The sequence below is a fragment of the Sphingomonas sp. MM-1 genome, from assembly GCF_000347675.2.
In the GTDB taxonomy this organism is placed as follows: Bacteria; Pseudomonadota; Alphaproteobacteria; order Sphingomonadales; family Sphingomonadaceae; genus Sphingomonas_E; species Sphingomonas_E fennica.
Genome location: NC_020561.1, coordinates 2,694,555 through 2,718,191 on the forward strand (window position 1 = coordinate 2,694,555; position 23,637 = coordinate 2,718,191).

The 23,637-nt window shown below is 67.9% G+C and carries 21 protein-coding genes; 14 read left to right on the forward strand and 7 right to left on the reverse strand.

The features are described 5' to 3' along the window. The gene (locus G432_RS12930; RefSeq protein WP_015459266.1) at window positions 1–507 is read right to left on the reverse strand and encodes a CinA family protein; all 507 of its coding nucleotides are present in this window, start codon (window positions 505–507) and stop codon (window positions 1–3) included. 119 nt (window positions 508–626) lie between these two features. Here G432_RS12930 and cobD point away from each other — a divergent pair, with 119 nt between their 5' ends. The 5 genes from cobD to G432_RS12955 all read left to right on the forward strand — a co-directional run bounded on the left by cobD (window position 627) and on the right by G432_RS12955 (window position 7,844). After that, the gene (gene cobD / locus G432_RS12935) at window positions 627–1,625 is read left to right on the forward strand and encodes a threonine-phosphate decarboxylase CobD (protein WP_015459267.1); all 999 of its coding nucleotides are present in this window, start codon (window positions 627–629) and stop codon (window positions 1,623–1,625) included. After that, window positions 1,618–2,553 (forward strand): adenosylcobinamide-phosphate synthase CbiB, encoded by a 936-nt coding sequence (cbiB, locus tag G432_RS12940; protein WP_041865399.1) that lies wholly within the window; start codon window positions 1,618–1,620, stop codon window positions 2,551–2,553. Before cobD ends, cbiB begins: the two co-directional genes overlap by 8 nt. Beyond that, window positions 2,541–3,998, forward strand: a complete 1,458-nt coding sequence (locus tag G432_RS12945; RefSeq protein WP_015459269.1) for a cobyric acid synthase — start codon at window positions 2,541–2,543, stop codon at window positions 3,996–3,998. The genes cbiB and G432_RS12945 overlap by 13 nt, the downstream gene beginning before the upstream one ends. Before the next feature lie 201 nt (window positions 3,999–4,199). Next, window positions 4,200–6,467, forward strand: a complete 2,268-nt coding sequence (locus G432_RS12950) for a glycosyltransferase family 4 protein (protein ID WP_015459270.1) — start codon at window positions 4,200–4,202, stop codon at window positions 6,465–6,467. Window positions 6,468–6,617: 150 nt separating this feature from the next. Beyond that, complete coding sequence (locus G432_RS12955; RefSeq protein ID WP_015459271.1) at window positions 6,618–7,844, forward strand: glycoside hydrolase family 130 protein; 1,227 nt, start codon at window positions 6,618–6,620, stop codon at window positions 7,842–7,844. Between the two features lie 209 nt (window positions 7,845–8,053). Here G432_RS12955 and G432_RS12960 read toward each other — a convergent pair whose 3' ends face one another. Both G432_RS12960 and G432_RS12965 read right to left on the reverse strand, forming a co-directional pair. After that, the gene (locus G432_RS12960) at window positions 8,054–8,374 is read right to left on the reverse strand and encodes a hypothetical protein (RefSeq protein ID WP_015459272.1); all 321 of its coding nucleotides are present in this window, start codon (window positions 8,372–8,374) and stop codon (window positions 8,054–8,056) included. Window positions 8,375–8,383: 9 nt separating this feature from the next. After that, the gene (locus G432_RS12965) at window positions 8,384–9,403 is read right to left on the reverse strand and encodes a sugar kinase (RefSeq protein WP_015459273.1); all 1,020 of its coding nucleotides are present in this window, start codon (window positions 9,401–9,403) and stop codon (window positions 8,384–8,386) included. Window positions 9,404–9,545: 142 nt separating this feature from the next. On the opposite strand from G432_RS12965, the gene G432_RS12970 reads away from it, so the two are divergent. From G432_RS12970 to G432_RS12990, 5 genes are all read left to right on the forward strand, one after another. Continuing rightward, the gene (locus G432_RS12970; protein WP_015459274.1) at window positions 9,546–10,721 is read left to right on the forward strand and encodes a fumarylacetoacetate hydrolase family protein; all 1,176 of its coding nucleotides are present in this window, start codon (window positions 9,546–9,548) and stop codon (window positions 10,719–10,721) included. Next, entirely contained in the window at window positions 10,718–12,160 is a 1,443-nt protein-coding gene (locus tag G432_RS12975) for an aldehyde dehydrogenase family protein (RefSeq protein WP_015459275.1), read from the forward strand. The genes G432_RS12970 and G432_RS12975 overlap by 4 nt, the downstream gene beginning before the upstream one ends. Continuing rightward, window positions 12,147–12,950, forward strand: coding sequence for an SDR family NAD(P)-dependent oxidoreductase (locus G432_RS12980; protein ID WP_051128736.1), 804 nt, complete (start codon window positions 12,147–12,149; stop codon window positions 12,948–12,950). The genes G432_RS12975 and G432_RS12980 overlap by 14 nt, the downstream gene beginning before the upstream one ends. A gap of 1 nt (window position 12,951) precedes the next feature. Then, complete coding sequence (locus G432_RS12985) at window positions 12,952–13,842, forward strand: SMP-30/gluconolactonase/LRE family protein (RefSeq protein WP_015459277.1); 891 nt, start codon at window positions 12,952–12,954, stop codon at window positions 13,840–13,842. Between the two features lie 63 nt (window positions 13,843–13,905). After that, the gene (locus G432_RS12990; RefSeq protein WP_015459278.1) at window positions 13,906–15,315 is read left to right on the forward strand and encodes a sugar porter family MFS transporter; all 1,410 of its coding nucleotides are present in this window, start codon (window positions 13,906–13,908) and stop codon (window positions 15,313–15,315) included. Window positions 15,316–15,741: 426 nt separating this feature from the next. Here the strand turns inward: G432_RS12990 and G432_RS22165 are convergent, their stop codons facing one another. Further along, window positions 15,742–18,057, reverse strand: coding sequence for an EAL domain-containing protein (locus G432_RS22165; RefSeq protein ID WP_015459279.1), 2,316 nt, complete (start codon window positions 18,055–18,057; stop codon window positions 15,742–15,744). Window positions 18,058–18,245: 188 nt separating this feature from the next. Between G432_RS22165 and G432_RS13000 the strand changes: the two genes are divergently transcribed. Beyond that, entirely contained in the window at window positions 18,246–20,000 is a 1,755-nt protein-coding gene (locus G432_RS13000) for a sensor domain-containing diguanylate cyclase (protein WP_015459280.1), read from the forward strand. 6 nt (window positions 20,001–20,006) lie between these two features. On the opposite strand, the gene G432_RS13005 is transcribed toward G432_RS13000, so the two are convergent. From G432_RS13005 to G432_RS13015, 3 genes are read right to left on the reverse strand one after another with little or no spacing between them, the layout of a single operon-like run. Next, a complete protein-coding gene (locus G432_RS13005; protein ID WP_015459281.1) occupies window positions 20,007–21,422 on the reverse strand; it encodes an FAD-binding oxidoreductase in 1,416 nt (471 codons plus the stop codon). A gap of 57 nt (window positions 21,423–21,479) precedes the next feature. Continuing rightward, on the reverse strand, window positions 21,480–22,007 hold the full coding sequence (locus tag G432_RS13010; RefSeq protein WP_015459282.1) for a carboxymuconolactone decarboxylase family protein: 528 nt from the start codon (window positions 22,005–22,007) through the stop codon (window positions 21,480–21,482). Beyond that, the gene (locus G432_RS13015) at window positions 21,997–22,491 is read right to left on the reverse strand and encodes a hypothetical protein (RefSeq protein WP_015459283.1); all 495 of its coding nucleotides are present in this window, start codon (window positions 22,489–22,491) and stop codon (window positions 21,997–21,999) included. Before G432_RS13015 ends, G432_RS13010 begins: the two co-directional genes overlap by 11 nt. Between G432_RS13015 and G432_RS23300 the strand changes: the two genes are divergently transcribed. The 3 genes from G432_RS23300 to G432_RS13025 all read left to right on the forward strand — a co-directional run bounded on the left by G432_RS23300 (window position 22,469) and on the right by G432_RS13025 (window position 23,617). Further along, window positions 22,469–22,765 carry a hypothetical protein gene (locus tag G432_RS23300; protein WP_144062045.1) on the forward strand — a complete coding sequence of 99 codons (297 nt, stop codon included), beginning with the start codon at window positions 22,469–22,471 and terminating at the stop codon, window positions 22,763–22,765. The genes G432_RS13015 and G432_RS23300 overlap by 23 nt on opposite strands. 42 nt (window positions 22,766–22,807) lie before the next feature. Further along, window positions 22,808–23,122 (forward strand): UrcA family protein, encoded by a 315-nt coding sequence (locus G432_RS13020; RefSeq protein ID WP_015459284.1) that lies wholly within the window; start codon window positions 22,808–22,810, stop codon window positions 23,120–23,122. Window positions 23,123–23,410: 288 nt separating this feature from the next. Further along, window positions 23,411–23,617 carry a hypothetical protein gene (locus tag G432_RS13025; protein ID WP_015459285.1) on the forward strand — a complete coding sequence of 69 codons (207 nt, stop codon included), beginning with the start codon at window positions 23,411–23,413 and terminating at the stop codon, window positions 23,615–23,617. Window positions 23,618–23,637 lie beyond the last annotated feature (20 nt).

The window sequence follows — 23,637 nt, forward strand, 5'->3', positions numbered from 1 at the left end:
TCAGCCGATGGCGTCGCGCATCATCTCCAGCGCGGCGCGCAGGCTGGCGATGCGGATCGCGCCGCGCCCGATCGCGCCGAAATGCGCCTCGCGATGCGTGGTCGCGCCGCCGCGCAGGGCGCAGGCGAGATGGACGAGCCCTTCCTCGTCCCCCGGCCCGCCCGCGCCGGCGAAGCCCGTGATCGCCAGCGCTATATCGGCGTGCGATCGCAGGATCGCGCCCTTCGCCATCGCCACGGCCACCTCGCGGCTCACCGCGCCGCAGCTGTCGATCCGTTCGCGCGCGATGCCGAGCAGCTCGCACTTGGCATCCTCGCTGTAGCAGACGAAGCCCCGTTCGAAGACATGACCCGCGCCCTCGACGTCGGTGAGCAGCGACGCCAGCAGCCCGCCGGTGCAGCTTTCCGCCGTGGCGAGCGTGCGATCGCGGTCCCGCGCGGCGCGAAGCACCGCGTGCACCAGCGCCTCGATGTCATCCGGCAAAGCAGGCGAAAGTGTTTCGGTCATCCTGTGCCTCCCCGTTCCCGCTGCCCAACCCGCGCGGCATCAACGCGGTTCCGTGCCGGCGAAAAGCCGGTTAAGGCCGGCGCCTCGGATGATGGCGGGGCGGAGTGCGGCGAAGCGCGATGGTGTCGGACGACTGGACCTTTCATGGCGGCCGGCTGGATCGCGCGCGGATGGTCTATGCCGATGCGCCGCGCCCCTGGATCGATCTTAGCACGGGCATAAATCCGCACGGCTGGGATGCGGGCCTCGCCGGGCCGATTGACTGGCGCGCCTTGCCCGATCCGCAAGCGCTTGGGCGCCTGGAGGCGGCGGCCGCCGCCTGTTTCGGCGCCGCGCCCGATCGTGTCCGGGCGCTGCCGGGCACGGAGATCGGCCTGCGGCTGCTGCCGGCGCTCGGCCTGCCCGCGCCCTTCCGCCATGTCGAGCCCGGCTATCGCACCCATGGCGACGCGCTTGCCGGCAGCATTGCCATGTCGGCCGATGCCCTGGACCAGGAGGCCGCGCGCGGCGGCACGATCCTGCTCGCCAATCCCAACAATCCGGACGGCGGCATCCTTCCGCCCGCCACGCTGGTCGATCTCGCCCGACGGATGGCGGGAAAAGGCGGCTGGCTGGTGGTGGACGAAGCCTTCGCCGATGCCTGCCCGGAAGCGGGCATCCTGCCGATGCTGGATGCGGACCTGCCGGTGATCGTGCTGCGGTCCTTCGGCAAATATTTCGGGCTGGCGGGCCTGCGGCTGGGCTTCATGATCGCGCCGCCCGCCATGCTGGAAAGGCTCGACCGGCGGCTGGGAAGCTGGCCGGTCTCGGCGGCCGCGATCGCGATCGGCACCGCCGCCTATCGCGACGCGGCCTGGATCGCCGCCACCCGCCGCCGGCTGCGTGCTGATGCCGATGCGCTGGATGCCCTGCTCGCCCGCCACGGCCTGGAGGGGCGGGGCGCATGCCCGCTTTTCCGCCTGATCGAAACCGAGGATGCGCCGGCCTTGTTCGAACGGCTGGCGCGGCAGGGCATATTGACCCGGCCGTTCGATTATCAGCCCCGCTGGCTGCGGCTCGGCCTCCCCGCCGATGCCGCCGCGTTCGATCGGCTCGACTGGGCCCTGGCGCATGGCTAGCGGCGTCGCCTGCGTGGCGCTTGCGATCGACGCGCTGATTGGCTGGCCGCCCGCGCTCTACCGCCGCATCGGCCATCCCGTGGGCCTGTTCGCCGGCGTGATCGACGGGCTGGAAGGGCGCTGGAACCGGCCGGGCCGCAGCGATGCCGCCCGCCGCGCCGCCGGCATCGCCGCCATGGCGCTGCTGATCGGCGGCACCTTTCTGGTCGCGCTCGCGATCGAACAGATGCTCTGGGCTTGGCTCGGCCGCTGGGGATGGATCGGCGTCGCGGCCGCCGCCGCTCCCGGCCTTGCCGCGCGCAGCCTCCACGATCATGTCCGGCCGGTCGCATCCCGGCTCGCGGCCGGCGACCTCGCCGGCGCGCGCAGGGCGGTGGGGATGATCGTCGGGCGCGATACCGGTGCGCTGGACGAAGCCGGCGTCGCCCGCGCCGCGATCGAAAGCCTTTCGGAAAGCTTCTGCGACGGCGTCGCCGCGCCCTTCTTCTGGCTCCTCCTGCTCGGCCTGCCCGGCATGTGGACCTACAAGGCGATCAACACCGCCGACAGCTTGGTGGGTCATCGCGAGGAACGCTGGCGGGCTTATGGCTGGGCAGCCGCCCGCATCGACGATGCCGCCAATTTCCTGCCGGCGCGGCTGGCCGGCCTGCTGATCTGCCTTGCCGGCATGGGCGGCTGGCGGGTGATGGCGCGCGATCATCGCCACCATGCCTCCCCCAATGCCGGCTGGCCGGAGGCGGCGATGGCGGGCGCGCTCGGCCTGCGGCTCGGCGGGCCGAGCGCCTATGACGGCATCATGCAGGACAAGCCGTGGATCGGCGGCGGCCGCGCGGCGGCCACGGCCGCGGATATCGCCCGCGCGCTCCGCATCTACATCCGCGCCTGCCTGCTCCTCTGGATAGCGGGAGCAATTGCATGGGCGGCCTGATGCTGCAGGGCACCGGATCGGATGTCGGCAAGTCGGTGCTCGTCGCCGGCCTGTGCCGGGCCTTCGCCAATCGCGGGCTTTCGGTGCGCCCGTTCAAGCCGCAGAACATGTCGAACAACGCGGCCGTCACGGTGGACGGCGGGGAGATCGGCCGCGCCCAGGCGACGCAGGCGATCGCGGCCCGCGTGGCCCCCCATAGCGACATGAACCCCGTGCTGCTGAAGCCGCAGGCCGATCGCACTTCGCAGCTCATCGTCCGGGGCCAGGTGCGCGGCACGATCGGCGCCGGCAATTTCCGCGAGGCGCGCCGCCCGCTGCTAGGCGAGGTGCTGGAAAGCTACCATCGGCTCCGCGCCCAATGCGATGTCGTGGTGGTCGAAGGCGCGGGATCGCCGGCCGAAATCAACCTGCGCGCCGGCGATATCGCCAATATGGGCTTCGCGCGGGCGGCCGATGTGCCCGTCATCCTCGTCGGCGATATCGATCGCGGCGGCGTGATCGCGGCGGTCGCCGGCACCCGCGCGGTGATCGATCCGATGGACGCGGCGATGATCCGGGGCTTCATCATCAACAAGTTCCGTGGCGATCCCGCCTTGTTCGACGATGGCTATCGCATGATCGAAAGCCTGTCCGGCTGGCGCGGCTTCGGCGTGGTGCCCTGGCTCAAGGATGCGGTTCGTCTGCCCAGCGAGGATGCGGTGATCCTCGAGCGCCGCCGGAACGACGACAGGGGCCGGCTGGTCGTCGCCTGCCCGATCCTGCCGCGCATCTCCAATTTCGACGATCTCGATCCGCTGCGGCTGGAACCCGATGTCGAACTGCTGATGGTGCCGCCCGGCAGGCCGATCCTGGCCGAGGCGCGGCTGATCGTGCTGGCCGGATCGAAGGCGACCATCGCCGACCTCGCGGCGCTGCGCGCCGAAGGCTGGGATATCGATATCCTCGCGCACCACCGTCGCGGCGGCGCGGTGCTGGGCCTGTGCGGCGGCTATCAGATGCTCGGCCGGCGCATCGCCGATCCCGCCGGCATCGAAGGCCCGCCGGGATCGGTCGTGGGCCTCGGCCTGCTGGATGTCGAAACCGTCCTCACGCCGGCCAAGACGCTGAAGGCGGTCGCCGGCACGGCGCTGGGCGGCCGTTTTTCGGGTTACGAGATGCATATGGGCGAAACCGGGGGAGCGGACGCCGCCGCGCGCCCCTTCGCCCGGCTGGACGATGGCCGCGCCGATGGCGCGCTATCGGCGGACGGCCTCGTCATGGGCAGCTATGTCCACGGCCTGCTGGCGGAACCCGGCCTGCGCGGCGCGCTCCTCGCCCGTATCGGCGCGGTTGGCGGCGGGCATGACCAGGCCGCCGCGGTCGACGCCGCGCTCGATTCCATCGCCGCCGTGCTGGAAGCGCATCTCGATATTCCGGCGCTGATCGCCCTCGCCCAGGGGCATTGACATATAATCTGCGGTAGCGGCCGGAGGGCGCTGTTCCGGCAGGGATTCCAGCCCCTGTTGCTGCGATGCAACGCGATTCGTCGGCGCGACCCGCCGAAACCTTTTGTCGATCGGTGCATTTGACATACGATCCCTTGGATTGCGCGGGGCCGCGACTCGGCCCGGCGCACCGCAATTTTTTCGCAATGCAGCGAGGTGCTGATGAACGCTCACGGGAAGCGGACCGGCCATATTGCCCTGATCGGCAACCATCCGCCGCGCATGTGCGGTATTGCCACCTTCACCGCCGATGTCCGCGCGGCTCTGATGGCGGCGCGGCCCGATCTGATCGCCGATGTCTATGCGATGGACGAACCGGGCGGCCTCCATGCCTATCCCCCCCAGGTCGTCTGCCAGATCGGGCAGGCGGATCTGGCCGATTATCGCGCCGCCGCCCGGCGCATCAACCAGGACGGCGTGGACCTCGTCTGCGTCCAGCACGAATATGGCATATTCGGCGGGGCCGCCGGCGCGCATCTGCTCCGCCTGCTCGATCGGGTGGAAGCCCCCGTGGTCGTCACGCTGCACACGGTGCTGGCGGACCCCAGCCCGGAACAGCGCTTCGTCATCGATGCGCTGGCCCGCCGCGCCGATCGCCTGATCGTGATGACGGAGCGTGCGCGCAACATGCTCCAGCGCGTCCATGGCGTGCCGCTCGCCCGTATCGCCGTGGTCGCGCATGGCGTGCCCGATCGCCCGATCGCCGATGTAGAGGCGGCCAAGGCGCGGTTCGGCTTCCAGGGCCGCAAGGTGCTGCTCACCTTCGGGCTGCTTTCCCCCAACAAGGGCATCGAAACCATGATCCGGGCGCTGCCCGCGATCGCCGCCGAGCATCCCGACGTGCTTTATGTCGTGCTCGGCGCCACCCATCCCCAGCTCGTCATCCAGCAGGGCGAGGCCTATCGCGAACGGCTGGCCGTTCTGGCGCGGGAACTGGGCGTCGAACCCTATGTCCGCTTCATCAACGAATATACCGAGACGGACCAGCTTCTCGATTATCTCGAGGCCGTCGACATCTATGTCACGCCCTATCTGAACGAGGCGCAGATCACCTCGGGCACGCTGTCCTACGCGGTGGCGCTCGGCAAACCGATCGTCTCGACACCCTATTGGCACGCCGCCGATCTGATCGCCGAAGGCGTCGGCATCGAAGTCGGCTTCGGCGACAGCGACGGCTTCGCCCGCGCGATCAACACGCTGCTGGCCGATCCCGAACGGCGCGAAGCGATGCGGCAACGGGCCTATGCGGTCGGCCGCACGATGATCTGGCCGCGCCTCGCGGATGCCTATCTCGACATCTTCGATCGCGCGATCGCGCCGCGTCCGCTGCGCCTGCCGGTCGCCGGTCGCGGCGATCGCATCGCGCCGCGCCTCGCCGCGGTCGAGCGGCTGACTGACCAGTGCGGGATCATCCAGCATTCGGTGTTCAGCGTGCCGGATCGGCATCATGGCTATTGCGTGGACGACAATGCCCGCGCGCTGATCCTGATGCACCGGTTGGGCGACGCCCGCACCGAACGCAGCGAGGCGCTGGCCACCATCTATGCGGGTTTCGTCCAGCACGCCTGGAATCGCGATCGCGGCATGTTCCGCAACTTCATGGCCTATGACCGCCGCTGGCTGGAGGAAGTGGGATCGGAGGACAGCTTCGGCCGCGCGCTCTGGGCCGTGGGCGTCACGGCGGCGGAGGCGCGCCGCCCCGATCTGCGCCGCTGGGCGAGGCATTTGTTCGATGAAGCCGCGCCCACCGCGCTCAAGCTGCAGAACCACCGCAGCCTCGCCTTCGCGATGCTGGGGGCGGAGGCGCTGCTGGAAGGCCAGCCCGGCCACACCCTCGCTTATCGCATCATCGAAACCTGCGGCCGCCGGCTGGCACTGGCGCTGGCGGAAACCCGGCGGCCCGAATGGGTCTGGTTCGAACCGACTTTGGGGTATGACAATGCCCGCCTGCCCGAAGCGCTGATCCGCGCCGGCATGGTGCTGGGCGATCAGCGGATGCACGCCGCCGGGCTGGAGGTGCTGGGCTGGCTCGATCGCATCCAGACGGCCGAGGACGGGCATTTCCGCGCGGTCGGCAATGAAAGCTTCGAACGCCCCTTTGCCCCGCCGCTGCCTTACGACCAGCAGCCCGTGGAAGCCTGGGCGATGATCGACGCGGCGTTGACGGCCTGGGCCGCGACCCGCGATCCGCGCTGGCATGCCGCGGCCCAGCGGGCCTGGCGCTGGTTCCTGGGGGACAATGATCTCGGCCAGCCGGTGGCGTCGGCCGCCGACGGCAGTTGTTTTGACGGATTGATGCGGGACGGCGTGAATCTTAATACAGGCGCAGAATCGGTGCTGGCCTTTCAGCTCGCCGCCTGCGCCATGGCGCAGACCGGCCTGGTGTCGGACAGCCCCGAACGGCCCGAAACGGGGGCCGTGGCCGTCTGAGCCGCCCAGCCCTTCGGGGGGCTGGCGGAAAAGGCGGCCTGACTTGGCAAAGGGCGCCCCTGTCGGGCACCCTGCGGGGAGGAGTGCGGCGCCATTCAGCTCGATCTGATTCACACGCCGCTCCGGCTCAATGCCGATGCGTCCCGCGTCGTGGTGCGGCCTTTCCATATTCCCGTCGATCCGGCGAACCCCGCCGCCGGCCGTGTCGGCCGCATCGTTCGCCAGGTGCTGGCGCTGGATGATGTCCATGCGGAGGCCGAGCTGGCGCTGGTGCTGCGCGATTTCGAGGCGCGCCACTGGCAGACGCGCAACATGTTCAACAAGCGCTACGGCCAGATCGAGCTGGCTTTGGGGCTGGACGGCATGCGCATCTCGCCGGTCAAGCAGCAGCTGATCGGCGCCTATTTCTGCCACGAATATAGCTATGCCGCCGCCGCGCTGATGAACCCCAGCATCGTGCCGCATCCCGATCAGTCGGGCCTGTCGGCCGGCTCGCAGCGGGTGATCCTGTCGCTGCGCGCGGTGGGCGAAGGCCATATCAGCTCGATCGCGTTTCGCGAGGGGATACTCTCCCCCGGCATGCAGTTCGAACTCGCGCCCGAACCGCCCTTCTGCACCACCGCGACGCTGGAGCCGGGCGATCCCGAGCCCAACGGCCGCGTCCAGATCCACCGGCAGCAGGATTCGACGATATCGGGCACGCTGATCTTCCCGATCACGCCCGCGCAGAGCAACGGGCTGGAGGATCTCCGCCTCGTCCAGTTCACCCATGATGACGGCCGGGTCGAATGGATCGGCACCTATACCGCCTATGACGGCCGCTCGATCCGCTCCGAATTCCTGCGCACCTATGATTTCCGCGCCTTCCACATGGAAGCGATCGAGGGATCGGCCGCGCGCAACAAGGGCATGGCGCTGTTCCCGCGCACGATCGGCGGCCAATATATGATGATCGGCCGGCAGGATGGCGAAAACCTGTTCCTCATCACCTCCGACCGGATCGACCATTGGGACGAGGGCGAACTGCTGCTGACCCCGCGCTATCCGTGGGAGATGGTGCAGATCGGCAATTGCGGCGCGCCGATCGAGCTGGACGAAGGCTGGCTGCTCCTCACCCACGGCGTCGGCGCCATGCGCAAATATTCGATCGGCGCGGTGCTGCTCGACAAGCAGGACCCCTCGAAGATCATCGGCCGCACCGTCCAGCCGCTCCTGTCGGCGGCGGACGAGGACCGCGAAGGCTATGTCCCCAACGTCGTCTACACCTGCGGCGCGCTCCGGCACGGCGATCTGCTGTTCATGCCCTATGGCGTGGCGGACAGCTCCGTCGCCTTCGCCTTCGTGCCGATCCCGACGCTGCTCGAAACCATGGCGTAGGGCGGATCGGCTGGCGGACCGGTTACGCGAAGGATCGTCACTCCGGACGTGTTCCGGGATCCACCGTGCGACTGCCAATGTCGGTGCAAGCGGAGGGATGGATGCTGAAACAAGTTCAGCATGACCAGTTTGATAAGTATGCGGTCAAACATTCACGATAATTGAATTTCGATCGCTCCCGAGCCGGATCGCCGTGCCCCCCGCTCGCCTCAACGCCCCGTGCCGTCGGCCGGCACCGCTTCGAACTTGCCGAGCACGCAGGGCACGCCCGGATCGCCGGGGCGGGCCGCCCGCACGAAATCGCCCCGGCAGAGGCGCGCGCCCTTCTTCTCGATAATCAGCGCACCAGCCGCATCCGCCCGCGCCAGGCCGGGGCAGGCGGCGCCGATCCGGTTCAGATAATGGGTGCCGTCCAGCATCACGAAGCGGATGGCGTCGTCGCCTTCGGCCCGGCGGCTCACCACCCGGTCGGGATCGATGCACGTCGCCACGGCCGGCGTGGCGGCCATTAGGGCCAGGGTGAGCAGCATATCGCGTTCCTATCGCTTCACGTCGCGTCCGCCCTCCCGGAAGGCGGCGAGCTCGCGCGGGCCGGAGAGGCTGAAATCGCCGGGGATCGAATGTTTCAGCGCCGCGAGCGCGAGGCCGGTCTCCGCCGCGGCGGCCTCGCCATCGGCCAGGGAGTGCAGCACGCCGGCGGCAAAGGCATCGCCGGTGCCGATGCGGTCGATGATGCCGGCCACCTCGATCTCCGCCGTCTCGAACGCCGCATCGGGCGTATCGATCCGCGCGGTCAGCCGGTGCCGGTCGGCGTCCTCGATATGCCGCGCGGTGGAAGCGATGCGGCGCAGGTTGGGAAAAGCGGCGAAGGCGGCCAGCGCCGCTTCCCGCCGCCGTTCCGGCCCGTCGCCGTGGAAGGCGCGGCCCAGCAGCAGGGCGATGTCGCGATGGTTGCCGAACAGCAGGTCGGCATGGCGGATCAACTCGGTCAGGATCGCGCGGGGATCGCTGTCCCACGCCTCCCACAGCCGCGCGCGATAATTGCCGTCGAAGGATATGGGAACGCCCGCCGCCCTGGCCGCGCGCACCGCCTCCAGCGCCAGTTCCGCGCTGTCCGGCCCCAGGGCGGGGGTGATGCCGGAAAGGTGCAGCCGGCCGACGCCGGCCAGCAGGGCCGGCCAGTCGAAATCGCCGGGCCGTGCCCGCGCAAAGACGCTGTCGACGCGATCGTAGAATATGGCGGAGGCGCGCACGCCGGCGCCCGGCGTCAGGAAATAAAGGCCCATCCGGCCATCGCGCCGGGCGATGCCGTCGATGATGACGCCATGACGCCGCAGCGCATCGATCGCGGCATCGCCGATCGCATTGTCCGGCAGGATGGTCGCCATCGCCGCCGGCCGGCCGAGCTTCGCCAGCGCCACCGCGACATTCGCCTCCGCGCCGCCGAAGCGCGCGTCCAGCCTTTCCTCCTGCAGCAGCAGGCCCCGGCCCGTCGCCGAAAGGCGCAGCAGCATTTCGCCGAAGCACAGCACCGGCCCGGGCCGGTCGATCGAAGCCATATCATCCTCCCCGGCCGGCGCCTCAGGCCCGGCTTCCCTCATCGATATCCCGCATCCGCGCAACTTGACAGCGCTGCCAGACATCGCAATGGTAGCGCTATCAATTAGCGTCGCAAACGCACAGAGTCGAGAGAGGGGATTGATGACGGGCTTCCGGTTCGAGGCAGCGGCCATGCTGCCCGACGACTGGCGCGAGGGCAGCTTCCTGGGCCGCATCCAGACGGCCGAGGGGCCCAGCCCGGTGCTGGTCCAGGGCGGCGTCGTCCACGACATGGCGGCGGTCTTCCCCACGGTTTCGGAACTGGTGGCGCATCGCGCGTTCGATGCCGGTGCCGGCCGCGCGCTCGGCGATCTCGCCACGCTCGGCCTGTCGGCCGCGCCCGATGCCCCGCTCCGGCTGCTGAGCCCCATCGATCTCCAGGTGGTGAAGGCCGCCGGCGTCACCTTCGCCCTCTCCGCGATCGAGCGCGTGATTGAGGAAGCCGCGCGCGGCGATGCCGATCTCGCCGCCGAGGTGCGCGGCCGGCTGGAGGCGAAGGTCGGCACCGGCATCCGCTCGGTCGTCCCCGGCTCGGCGGAAGCCGCCGCGCTCAAGGAGGCGCTGATCGCCGACGGCATGTGGTCGCAATATCTGGAGGTCGCGATCGGCCCGGATGCGGAGATCTTCACCAAGACGCCCGTGCTCGCCTCGGTCGGCTGGGGGGCGGAAATCGGCGTGCGATCCGATTCCACCTGGAACAACCCGGAACCCGAAGTGGCGATCCTCGCCGATGCCCATGGCGATGCGGTCGGCGCGACGCTGGGCAACGACGTCAACCTGCGCGATTTCGAGGGCCGGTCCGCCCTGCTGCTCAGCAAGGCGAAGGACAATAACGCCTCCTGCGCGATCGGCCCGTTCGTCCGGCTGTTCGACGATCGCTTCGGCATGGACGACGTGCGCGATGCCGTGGTGGAGCTTACCATCGACGGGCCGGAGGGATACAAGCTGCATGGCACCAGCTCGATGCGGCAGATCAGCCGCGATCCGGAGGACCTGCTGGCCCAGGCGATGAGCGAGCATCATTATCCCGACGGCTTCGTCTTCCTGCTCGGCACGCTGTTCGCGCCGACCCAGGATCGCGATGTCCCCAATCGCGGCTTCACCCACAAGGTGGGCGATGTGGTGACGATCTCCACGCCGCGCATCGGCACGCTCGTGAACCGGGTCAACACGGCCGGGGCCGCCCCCGCCTGGAATTTCGGCATCGCCGATCTGATGCGCAACCTTGTCGACCGTGGCCTCGTCACGGCGACCGCCCGGAAAGGAGAGGCGGCATGAAGCTCACCCATTTCATCAACGGCGAACAGGTTTCGGCGGATACGCCCTTCGATAGCCTGAATCCTTCCGATACCGACGATGTCGTCGCCAGCTATCCGGCAGGCGGGCCGGCGGAGGTGGAGGCGGCCGTTGCCGCCGCGCGGGGCGCTTTTCCCGCCTGGTCGGCGGCGTCGCCGGAATTGCGGTCCGATCTGCTCGATCGCGTCGGCGCCGCCCTGATGGCGCGCGGCGCCGAGCTGGGCGAGCTTCTCGCGCGCGAGGAGGGCAAGACCCGGGCGGAAGCGACGGGCGAGGTGATGCGCGCCGCGCGCATCTTCAAATATTTCGCGGGCGAGGCGCTGCGCCGCCACGGCCAGACCCTGGAATCCACTCGCCCCGGCCTCGATGCCTCCACCTGGCGCGAGGCCGTCGGCGTCTACGGCCTCATCACCCCCTGGAACTTCCCGATCGCGATCCCCGCGTGGAAAACCGCGCCCGCGCTCGCCTTCGGCAACACGGTGGTGCTGAAGCCCGCCAATCCGACGCCCGCTATCGCCCATGCGCTCGCCACCATCATCCACGAATGCGGCGCGGCGCTGAACGTGCCCAAGGGCATCTTCAACATGGTGCTGGGGCAGGGCGGCGTCGGCTCGGCGCTGGTCGATCATCCCGATGTCGCCGGCATCTCCTTCACCGGATCGCAGGCCGTCGGCGCCAAGGTGGGCATCGCCGCCATGGCGCGGCAGGCGCGCGTGCAGATGGAAATGGGCGGCAAGAATCCGCTGGTCGTGCTGGCGGACGCCGATCTCGACCGCGCCGTGCAGATCGCGCTCGACGGCGGCTTCTTCCAGACCGGCCAGCGCTGCACCGCTTCCAGCCGCGTGATCGTGGAGGATGCGATCCACGATCGCTTCGTCGCCGCGCTGGCCGAACGCGCGAAGGCGCTCAAGGTCGGCCCCGCGCTCGATCCGGCGACGCAGGTCGGCCCGGCCGCCAGCGACAGCCAATTCGAACAGAATCTCCGCTATGTCGGTATCGCCACCGGCGAAGGCGGCCGGCTCGTCACCGGCGGCGAGCGCCTCAGCCTCGCCACGCCCGGCTATTTCATGAGCCCGGCGGTGATCGCCGATACCAACCCGGACATGCGCATCAACAATGAGGAGGTGTTCGGCCCCGTCGTCTCCACCATCCGCGCGAGGAATTACGAGGAGGCGCTGGAAATCGCCAATCGCGGCAATTTCGGCCTGTCCGCCGGCATCGTCACCACCTCGCTGAAGCATGCCCGCGATTTCCGGCGGAACGTGCGCGCGGGCATGGTGATGGTGAACCTGCCCACCGCCGGCGTCGATTATCATGTGCCCTTCGGCGGCACGCGCGGATCGAGCTACGGCGCGCGCGAGCAGGGCTTCGCCGCCGTCGAATTCTATACCCAGATCAAAACCGTTTATGTCGGAGACTGAGGCGTTGTTGCAGGCCCCCATCACGGCGGACAAGGCCGCCATCTACCCCAGTCTCGCCGGCAAGCGCGTTTTCATCACGGGCGGCGGCAGCGGCATCGGCGAAGGGCTGGTCGAGGCGTTCGTCCGGCAGGGATCGCGCGTGGTGTTCGTCGATATCGTCGAGGAACCGTCCCGGGCGCTGGTCGAGCGGCTGTCCGGGCAGGCCGTGCATGCGCCGCGCTTCACCCGTTGCGACCTCACCGATGTCGCCCATCTCCGCCAGGTCGTTGCCGGTTACGAGCAGGAACTGGGCGGTTTCGACGTGCTGGTGAACAATGCCGGCAATGATGATCGCCATGCCATTGCCGAGGTGACGCCCGAATATTGGGACGAGCGCTTCGCGGTGAACCTGCGCCACATGTTCTTCGCGGCCCAGGCGGTGGTGCCGGCGATGAAGAAGGCGGGCGGCGGCGCCATCCTCAATTTCGGATCGATCAGCTGGCACCTCGCGCTTGCCGACCTGATCCTCTACCAGACGGCCAAGGCCGGCATCGAAGGGCTCACCCGCTCGCTTGCCCGCGATCTCGGGCGGGACAATATCCGCGTGAACACGATCGTGCCGGGCAATGTGCAGACGCCGCGGCAGATGAAATGGTATACGCCGGAAGGCGAGGCGGAGATCGTCTCCGCGCAATGCCTGGACGGGCGCATCCAGCCGGCTGATGTCGCCGCCCTCGTGCTGTTCCTCGCGTCGGACGATGCGCGCATGTGCACCGGGCACGATTATTTCGTCGACGCCGGCTGGCGCTGACATGGCCGCTACCGCCCCCCGCAGCGTCTGCCCCGTGGGCGCCACGCTGGGCGAAGGCCCGCTCTGGCTGGCTAGGGACGCGGCCTTGTGGTTCGTCGACATCAAGGGAAAAAGGGTCCACCGTTTCGATCCCGATCAGGGCATGCTGAAAAGCTGGCCCGCGCCGTCCCAGCCGGGCTGGATATTGCCGATCGCGGATGGCGGACTGATGGTCGGCCTGCAAAGCGGGCTCCACCGTTTCGATCCGGCCACCGGCACATTCGATCCGCATCTGGCGCCCGAACCGCACCTGCCGGGCAACCGCCTCAACGATGCGACCGTGGCGCCCGACGGCCAGCTATGGTTCGGATCGATGGACGATGCGGAAAATGCCGCCACCGGGCGCATCTACCGCCTGGCGCGCGGGCAGGCGCAGGCCGCCGCCGCGATTGATCCGGTGGTCATCACCAACGGCCCCGCCTTCGCTCCCGATGGTCGGACGCTCTATCATGTCGATACGCTCGGCGGGCGTATCCATGCTTTCGCGGTGGATGATGATGGGGCGCCGGGGGCGTCCCGCCTCTTCGCCACGATCGATCCCGCTGATGGCCATCCCGACGGCCCCACCGTGGATTCCGAAGGCTGCCTGTGGATCGGCCTGTTCGGCGGCGGCGCGGTGCGCCGCTATTCGCCGGCGGGGGAGCTGATGGAAACCGTGCGCTTCCCCGTCGCCAACGTCACCAAGATCGCCTTCGGCGGCGATGATCTGCGCACCGCTTACGCCACCACGGCGCGCAAGGGCCTCGACGAGTGCCAGCTCGCGGCGCAGCCGCTGGCGGGGGATCTGTTCGCGTTCCGCGTCGATACGCCGGGCCTGCCGGTGCAGCCCATCAGGATAAACCATCCCGGCTGAGACCGGGGATTGCCGTCAACAGGGAAAGGGCGCGGGAAAAGCGCTCGAGGAGAGGAAAGAGGCATGTATCAGGCGCAGCTAGAGCGCGTGAATATGGCGTTCATCGCGGCGATCGTCGCGGTGGCGACTATCGGCGGCTTCATGTTCGGTTATGACAGCGGCGTCATCAACGGCACGCAGGACGGGCTGGAGCGCGCCTTCGATCTTTCGAAGCTGGGCACGGGCCTCAACGTCGGCGCGATCCTGGTGGGCTGCGCGGCGGGCGCGTTCATCGCCGGCCGGCTGGCCGATCGTCTGGGCCGGCGCAACGTGATGATGATCGCGGCAGTGCTGTTCCTGCTGAGCGCGCTGGCGGCGGGCGCGGCGGGCTCCTCGGCGGTGTTCATCATCGCCCGGCTGATCGGCGGCATCGGCGTCGGCGCGGCCAGCGTGCTCTCGCCGGTCTATATCAGCGAGGTGACGCCCGCCCATATCCGGGGTCGGCTGTCCAGCGTCCAGCAGATCATGATCATCACCGGGCTCACCGGCGCGTTCGTGGCGAATTATGCGCTCGCCCATTCGGCCGGCGGCTCCACCGCGCCCTTCTGGCTCGGCTATCCTGCGTGGCGTTGGATGTTCTGGATGCAGGTGATCCCGGCGGCGGTCTATTTCCTGGCGCTGCTCTTCATCCCGGAAAGCCCGCGCTTCCTCGTCGTGCGCGGCCGCATCGCGGAGGCGGAAGCCGTGCTCGCCCGCCTGTTCGGCCCGCAGGAGGCGCGCCGCAAGGTGGAGGAGATCCGCGCCTCGCTGGCGGCCGATCACCACAAGCCCAAGCTGTCCGATCTGCTGGACAAGTCCACCGGGCGGGTCCGCAGGATCGTCTGGGCGGGGATCGGCATCGCCATCTTCCAGCAGCTCGTCGGCATCAACATCGTGTTCTATTATGGCGCGGTGCTGTGGCAGTCGGTGGGCTTCAGCGAGAATGACGCGCTGAAGATCAACATCCTCTCCGGCACGCTTTCGATCCTTGCCTGCCTCGTCACCGTCGGCCTGATCGATCGCATCGGGCGCAAGCCGCTGCTGCTGATCGGTTCCGCCGGCATGGCCGTGACGCTCGGCACCATGGCCGCCTGTTTCGCGACGGCGGGCTTCGTGGACGGCAGCCTGCATCTGTCGGACCAGGTCGGGCTGATCGCGCTGATCGCGGCCAACCTCTACGTCATCTTCTTCAACCTGAGCTGGGGGCCGGTGATGTGGGTGATGCTGGGCGAGATGTTCCCTAACCAGATCCGGGGATCGGGGCTGGCGGTGTCCGGCTTTGCCCAGTGGATCGCCAATTTCGCGATCAGCGTCAGCTTCCCGGCGCTGGCGGCCGGCGTCGGCCTGCCGGTGACCTACGGCTTCTATGCGCTATCGGCCTTCGCTTCCTTCTTCTTCGTCCGTGCCATGGTCAACGAAACGCGCGGCCGTGAACTGGAAGATATGGAGGGCTGATTCGTTTCTTTCGGGTTGGGAAGGGGCGTTCCGGCATCGGCCGGGGCGCCCTTTTTCTTTGGCGGCTATGCCATGGCCGAATCGCCTGCCGTTATGCCGGTGCCTGGCCGCCTGATGATTCGCACAGCGGATGGAAGTGAAGCCGTCGACCGGCGAGGCCGTTCGACAGTAACGCGGGCCTGGCCGGACATAAAAAAAGCCCCGCTGAAAGCGGGGCTTTTCGTCAAGCTAAGCGCGTTGCGCTCAGCGCCACTGACCGCCACCCAGGAGATAGCTCCAGATGTCCCAGCGCAGCGGCTGGTTGGCGTGGCGATTGTGACCCGTGCTCTTAACCATGATTGCCCCTCACATTGCGCGGGCAGGTTCAGGACGCCCGCGAAACGAGGGGTATCACTACCAATCATGGTTAACAAGATATTAAGTATGTTAAGCCGCAGTTTCCCTTGCGTTAGCGGGCAATTGGTTGATCAGGGCAGGCGCCGGCATCGGCCGGCCAGTATGGTAGCCCTGCACGAAATCGCATTGCATCCGCCGCAATTCGGCGAGCGTGGCGGCATTCTCCACCCCCTCGGCCACCACTTTGCGACCCAGCGAATGAGCGAGCTGGATCGTCGAATGCACCATGATCCGGTCACCCTGGGATTTATCGAGCATGCCGACGAAGCTGCGATCGATCTTGATCTCACCTGCCGGAATTTTCTTTAGATATTCGAGGGTTGAAAGACCGGTGCCATAATCGTCGATCGATAGCTGCACGCCCATGGCGCTCAGCCGTTCCAGATTCGCGAAGGATTCGCTCTGGCTGGCCATGGCCGTCGTCTCGGTCACTTCCAGGATCAGCAGGCCGGCCGGCAGGGCGTGACGGGCGAGCGTCTGCTCCACCATCCCGATCAGGCCCGGCTTGTCGAGCAGCCGCGCCGAAAGATTCACGGCGATGCTGAACGGGTAGCCGGACCGATTGATCCGCGCCGCGAGTCCCACGGCCGAATCGAGGACATGCGCGGTCAGATTTTCGATTCGCCCGCTTCGCTCGGCGGCGACGATGAACTGACTCGGGAAGATTTCACCCTTCTCGGGATGCTTCCAGCGTGCGAGCGCCTCGGCGCCGATGATGCGATCATTGGCGAGGTCGATCTTGGGCTGGTAGGCGACCCAGATCTCGCCCCGCTCGATCGCCTGGTCGAGACGGCCGAGGAGAGACAGTTTCCACTGCGCATCCTCCAGCGTCGCCGGATCGAATGTCGCGCAGCGCAGGCCTTCCTTTGCGGCCTCGTCGGCCGCCACGAGCGCGCTCGACACGCGCTGCATCAGCGGACGCGAGGAATCATTGTCCAGGCCGAAGGTCACCGTCACGTCGACAAGCTGGGCCGAAACGATCACCGGGCTGCGGAACAGGGCGTGCAGGCCGTTAAGCTGCTCGATCAGCATCTCGTCATTCTGGGTCTGCGCTACCCAGATGAATATCCCCTCGTCCGCCTGATAAATGGCGGCGCCCGTCGTGCCGAAGCTGAACCGGCTCGTGATCTGCTCGACGAGCTCGCGCTCATATTCCTGGGGAAGGGCGGTGGTGATTTCGGCGAAATTCTGGATCCGCGCGACGACCAGGGTGCCGAGCGCGGCTTCCTCCCTTTGGCGCAGCGCATTCAGATTGGGCAGGCCGGAGATGGAATTGGTGGTGCCCCGGACATGATAGGCGCGCCGCAGATTCTTGTAGAGATGAACGACCGCAACCACCGTCATGGTGACGAGCGACGCCATGATATCCGGGAAGATGTGGTGATGTTCCAGGAATATCGGCCCGATCAGGAAAAGCCCGTAGCCCCCCGCCAGCACGATCCGCGCATGTGTCCGGTTGCGCAGTGTCAGGAATATCGCGGCGATCATTCCGGCCAGGATCAAAGGCGGCATCCAGCCCAGGGCGATGGGGCGGCCCGCAATCAGGGTTTCAGCCGCGATCACATGGAAGAACGCCGCCGGCACGAGGGCGTAGCCCGGCATGAAATAATGTTCGGCGCCCGTGGACGTCTGCGCGACGATCACCTTGCGCCCGGCGACGATCTTGCTGTCCCAGCGGCCCTTGGCGATATCCCGCGCGCTGACGACGGGGACGGAGCGCACGTCGATCGCATAGTCCAGGGGGAATTGCGCGCCTTCATTGCCCTGGACGCCGCTCAGCAGGCTGGCCAGCGATGGCATGACCCCCGTGGCGAGTTCGAGGGCATAAGGATGCGCCCAGATCTTGCTGTCCCGATCCACCCATAAATTGGTGTTCGCCATCGTGGCATGGCGGGTGAAGCGCGGCAGCGGCCTGGTATCCGCCTGCGTTCCGGCAACCATGTCGACGAGCAGCCGGGAAGAGAGGGATACATGCCCCTTCGCGGCGCGCAACGCATCCTCGAGTGCCGCGTCTTCTGCGGGCTTGCCTGGCGATGACAGATCGATATCGAGATGGATCTGCTTTGCTCCGGCGGCGCGCAGCTTGCCCACGATCTGTCCGATCTGGTCCCTCGGCCATGGCCACGGGCCGAGTTCGGCGACGCTCGGATCGTCGACGGCGACGACGACGATAGATCCGCTCGCCTGATCGGCGTGCAGCTTGCCCCTGATGGTCCGCGCGGCCATCTCGACCGGCAGGAACAGGCCAAGCGCGCCCACGACGAGCCCGATCAGCAGCGCCGCGCACAGGATGCGCAGGTTCGGCCCGTAGCGCGACCGGCTAATATGGAAAGGAGTCGACCCCATAGCTTTGTTCTGCCCTTTCGGGATGATCTTGAACAAAAAGTGTTAGGGAAATGGAAACGACGATTGCCCGCGGTAATCCGCCGATTTTGCTCCTTCGCCAGGGGCCGGCCGGCCGAATCGGCAAAGCCCTGCCATCATCGGTAAAACTTTGATCATTCTAGACAGATATGATCCGAAAGATCATGGGAATGCTAGGGCATCAGAGCGGGAGAAGGGGCATCAGGGGGCTGGCCGGCGCCGTTATCGCCATCTTCCTGCTGTGCGGATTCGCCCCGTTCGCGCATGGCGCGGTCGATTCGCTCAAGATCGGCGCGCCGCTCTGCTACGTCGTCACGCCGGAGGATCCCGGCGCGGAGATGCCGTCCCCGTCGGATTATCGGTGCCACGGCCGGCCGCGCGGCTATCAGGCCGGCACGCTCTGGCTGCACATGCCGGTGCAGGCCCGGTCGGCCGGCGATGATCTCGCCCTGCTGGTCCATCTCACCCGCTTCGATCGCCTCACGATATTTTCCACCTATGCGGACGGCGCGGTCCGGACATTCGGGGTCGCGCGCGGCGATTTCGGCACGCATTGGCGCGATGGCGGCCAGATCGTCTTCCGCCTGCCCGATCGGGACGTGCCCGTGGCGTCGCTCACCATGCGCTTCGATCGGCTGGCGAGCCACGATCTGCTACGGGCGCGGCTGATGCCGGGTAGCGAGGCCGATCGCGAGGGCACGCTCGTCGGCCCGCTGATCGGCGGCGCGCTCACGCTGCTGCTGCTCGGCACGATCTACAACCTGTCGCTGGCGCATGGCGTGCGCCGGCAGTTCATCGCCTGGCACGGGGCCTGGGCGGCCTGCGTCTTCATCTGGGGCCTGATCTGGTCGCAGCTGGCGCTGCTGGTGGTGCCGGGCATCGCGGGCACGCTTTCCTCGCAGATCTGCACCTTCCTTTCGACATTGGCGATCGCCTGCGCAACCGCAAGCGCGGTCACCTCGCTCGAACGGTCGCTGCTTCCCCGCGCCCTGCGCATCGGCGTTCTCCTGCTGGGCGCGGCGGTGGCGCTGGTCGGGTTGCCGGCGGCCTTCGCCGTCGGCCCCGCGATCGAGCCGATCGGGCAGATATTGGGCGTTCTCATCATCGCGGATCTGCTGGCGGTCACGGCCGCGATCGTCACCGCCTGGCGGCGCGGCAGCGTGGAGGCGCGCGATTTCGCGCTTGCCTGGGCGGTGCCGATGGCGACCCTGGGGGCCACCCAGCTTTTGGACCTCAACGATCGGCTGCTGGGCGGCGGCGCGCAGATCGCGGTGCTGATGGCATCCGCTTTCCAGACGATTTGGCTGTCCTTCGCGATCACCCGCCGCCTCGCGCGGCTCCGCATCGAGCGGGACGCCGCGCAGGCCGCACAGGCGGAGCTGGATGAGCTGGCCCGCCGCGATTCGCTGACCGGCCTTCTCAACCGCCGCGGCTTCATCGCCGCCGCCGGCGAGGCGCTGGCGCTTGCGGAGCGGGAGAATATCGCCTTCGGGCTGCTCCTGATCGATGTCGATCGCTTCAAGGCGGTCAACGATCATTTCGGGCACGATGTGGGTGACAGGGTGCTGCGCCGCATCGCCGATCGCTTGCGGCAGTGGGAGGGCGACATCTGCACGGCCGGCCGGCTGGGCGGCGAGGAATTCGTGCTGATCGTTCGCGGGCTGGCCGGCCGGCCGCTGGCCGAATTCGCCGATCGCGTTCGGATCGGCATCGCCGGCCAGGGCTATGACGGGCTGCTGCCCGCCGACATGCCCGTCACCGTCAGCATCGGCCTTGCCGATACCGGTGCTGCGACGAGCTTCCCGCTGCTCTACCGCCTTGCGGACGAGGCGTTGTATGAGGCGAAGCGCGGCGGCCGCAACCGCGTGGTCATCCACGCCTCCGGCCGCACCGCGCTTCCGCCACGGCCCGCGCGCCGGGCCTGACCGGCTTCAGGCCGGATCGGGCGGCAGACGCAGGATCTTGCCGGGGTTCATGATGTTGGCGGGATCGATGGCGCGTTTGATCCGCCGCATCAGCTCCACGGCCTCGCCATGCTCCGCCTCCAGCCAGTCGATCTTGCCCAGCCCCACGCCATGTTCGCCGGTGCAGGTGCCGCCCATCGCCAGCGCGCGCTCCACCAGCCGGGCATTGATGCGGCGGGCCTCGGCGAACTCCTCCGGCCGTTCGGGATCGAGCACGAAGGTGACGTGGAAATTGCCGTCGCCGACATGGCCGACGATCGGCGCGGGCATGGCGATGCCGGCCAGATCGGCCTTGGTCGCGACGATGCATTCGGCCAGGCGGCTGATCGGCACGCACACGTCGGTGGACCAGCCGGTCGATCCCGGCCGCAGGTTGAGCGCGGCATAATAAGCCTGGTGCCGCGCCTTCCACAGGCGATTGCGCTCCTCGGTGGTGGAGGCCCAGCTGAAATCGCCGCCGCCATTGTCGGCGCTGATCGCGCGCACCGTCTCCACCTGCTCGCGCACATGCGCCTCGCTGCCGTGGAATTCGAAGAACAGGGTGTTCCGCACCGCAAGCCCGGTGCCGGCCCAGCGGTTCACCGCGTCGATCTGCACGTCGTCCAGCAACTCGATCCGCGCCATCGGCACGCCGAGCTGGATCGCCTGGACGACGGTGTCCACGGCGCCCTGCAGGCTCTCGAACGGGCACACCGCCGCCGAGATGGTTTCGGGGATGCCGTAAAGGCGCAGCGTCACCTCGGTCGCGATGCCCAGCGTGCCTTCCGATCCCACGAACAGCCGGGTCAGGTCGTAACCGGCGGCGGACTTGCGCGCGCGCCGGGCGGTGGTGATGATCCGGCCTTCCGGCGTCACCACCTTCAGCGCCAGCACATTTTCGCGCATCGTGCCGTAACGCACGGCGTTGGTGCCCGACGCGCGCGTCGATGCCATGCCGCCCAGCGTGGCGTTCGCGCCGGGATCGATCGGAAAGAACAGCCCCTTGTCGCGCAGGTGCAGGTTCAGCGCCTCGCGGGTCACGCCGGCTTCCACCGTGCAGTCGAGGTCCGCCTCGTTCACCGTGACGATCCGGTTCATGCTGGTCATGTCGAAGCAGACGCCGCCGTGGATGGCGGTGATATTGCCCTCCAGCGACGTGCCCGCGCCATAAGCGATGATCGGGATGGCATGGCGCGCGCAGATGGCCACCGCCGCCGCCACCTCTTCGGTTGATCGCGGGAAGATCACCGCATCCGGCGTCCGGGCGGCATGATAGGTCTCGGCCTTGCCGTGCTGCTCGCGGATCGCTGCGTTGCGCGTGAAGCGCTCGCCCAGCAGTTCCGCCAGCGCGGCCAATCCCGTTTCGAAATCGGCGCGCGGCCGGGCTTCGGATTCGATCGACATGATGGGTCGCTTATACCCGATCCCCGGCCATGGAAACGCCGCGTCGCCGTGCCCCGCTCAGCTTGTCGATATGGCGAGGGAGACTTCGGTGATCGGCAGCGGTTCTTCCGGCATGCCGCCGATGCTCACTGCCATGCGCGAGGTGAAGTTGAAGGTCATCAGCGCCACCAGCATCGATGCGATCTCGGCCGGCTGGAACGTGCCCGAAAGCCGCGCCGCGCCGTCCGGCGCCATGCCGGCCGGGAAGTTCAGATAGGCATCGGCCAGCGCCAGCGCCGCCTTTTCGCGGGGGGCAAGGGCGCTGTCCTCATAGCCGTCGGCCACCATCTCGGCGCGATCCTCGGAAAGGCCGTCGCGGCGGGCCACGTCATAGCGCACCGATTTGCAGAAGACGCAGTTCACCGTGCGCGCATTGCGCAGGCGGATGATCTCCAGCAGCGAAGGCGGCACCAGGCTGTCGCGCCAGACATGGCCGTTAAGGGCGATGATCTCATCCACCGTTTCGGGGATCAGGCCCATCGCGCTGTCGCGGATGACATTGCCGGTCTGGGTGCCGGGGCCGGTGGCGCGGGGCTTAGCCGACATGGGCGGTCTCCTTCACAGGGGCGGCGGCCGTCAGGTCGCGCAGGCAGCGGGCGGCGCGGATGCGGCCGTCGATGCAGCCCAAAGCCTCGATCAGCATCACCAGCCCCGCCTCGCCGAAATGGGCCTTCACCGCATCGGCGGCCTCCTCGGTGATGGATTGCGGGTCCATCCAATAATATTCGGCGAACAGCAGCACCGCCTTGTCCGCGGGCGAAAAGGCCGGATCGTCCGGCGCCGTGCCGGACAGGACGGCATCGCGCCGGCCGGGCGAGGGCGCATGGCCGCCCAGCTCGATATTGGCGGCGGCCTGCTCGCCGGCATCGCCGTGGAGACGGGCCATCGTCAGGCGGCAGAGTTCCAGCAATTCCGCCGGCAGGTGATCCTGTCGCCACAATGTCCGCCACAGGCGGGCGAAGCTTTCGGCCGCCGGCCCCGCAATGGCGAGATGGGCGTCAAGGCTGATGCTGGTCGGCGCATCGGTCATCGGCAAATCCTCCTCATGGACGCCGGCATGGCCTTCTGGCCCGTCATCGAATCGTCCATGGCGCGACTATCGGCCTTTCGCCGGGGCAGGGCCAGCCGCCGCCCTTTGTCCGAAACCGGACAGATGGGGGATTGCCCATGAAGGGAATTTTCGTGAGATGGTTTATTTTGCCATCTATGTGCGAAATTTGCCGATAGATGGTGGATATCATATCGGTAAAATCGAAAAATATGAGAATTTCCGGGGAAATCGAAATTGGCACGATCCCTGCTGAGTAGGAAAGCATCTGCAACCTCACTCAGGGAAGGGAAAGAAAATGACCATCAAGAACAACTCGCTCGCCGTCTTCGGTGCGATCGTCGCCACTGTCGTCACCCTCGCCGCCGCCACCCCGCTGCGCGCCGAAACGGTCAGCCAGCCGGTCTCCTACAGCGACCTTGATCTGTCGACCGATGCCGGCGTCGCCACCTTGAAGAGCCGCGTCAGCCGCGCCGCCGACCGGATCTGCGGCCGGACGGGCAACGTCCCCACGGTGGCGAGCGCCCGCTGCCGCGCCAAGGCGATCGAAGGGGCGAAGGCCGATATGGCGATGGCCGTCGCCAAGTCCGATCTCCGCTTCGCCGCCCGTTGATCGTGCGGCTGATGCGAACCCGCCGTCCGGCTACGAAAGCCGGAACGGCGGGCTCCATCGCCCGGTAATTCCGGGCAAAAGCCCGGCCCACCAGCCGCCGCGCGGTGGGCAGGGGTTGATCGGGGCCTGATGCCCCCCATATCCAGGGCGCCGACATGGTGCGCCATGCGCCGGGATCGTCCGAACCCGGCTGCCGCCCGAACCCCGCGGGGTGGGGCATGCCAATCCACCGGAACGCCAGACATGCCGTGGCCCCAAGGCCGCGCTTGTCGCTTCATCCGATAGCGTATGGGCGCCGCCGCCGGCATTTCCATAAACCAAGATGCGCGATCGAACGCGCCCAGGAATGAAATGCAGACCATCAATCACAAGAACGCACGAAACGAAACGCGCCGGCCGCCGATGCCGGCCTACGATCCTGCCATCCGCGCCGCCGGATCGGCGCTCCTCTCCCAGCGCGAGCTGCGCCGCATCGTCGCCGACATCATCGGCTGAATCCGCTCGCGGCCTCGCCC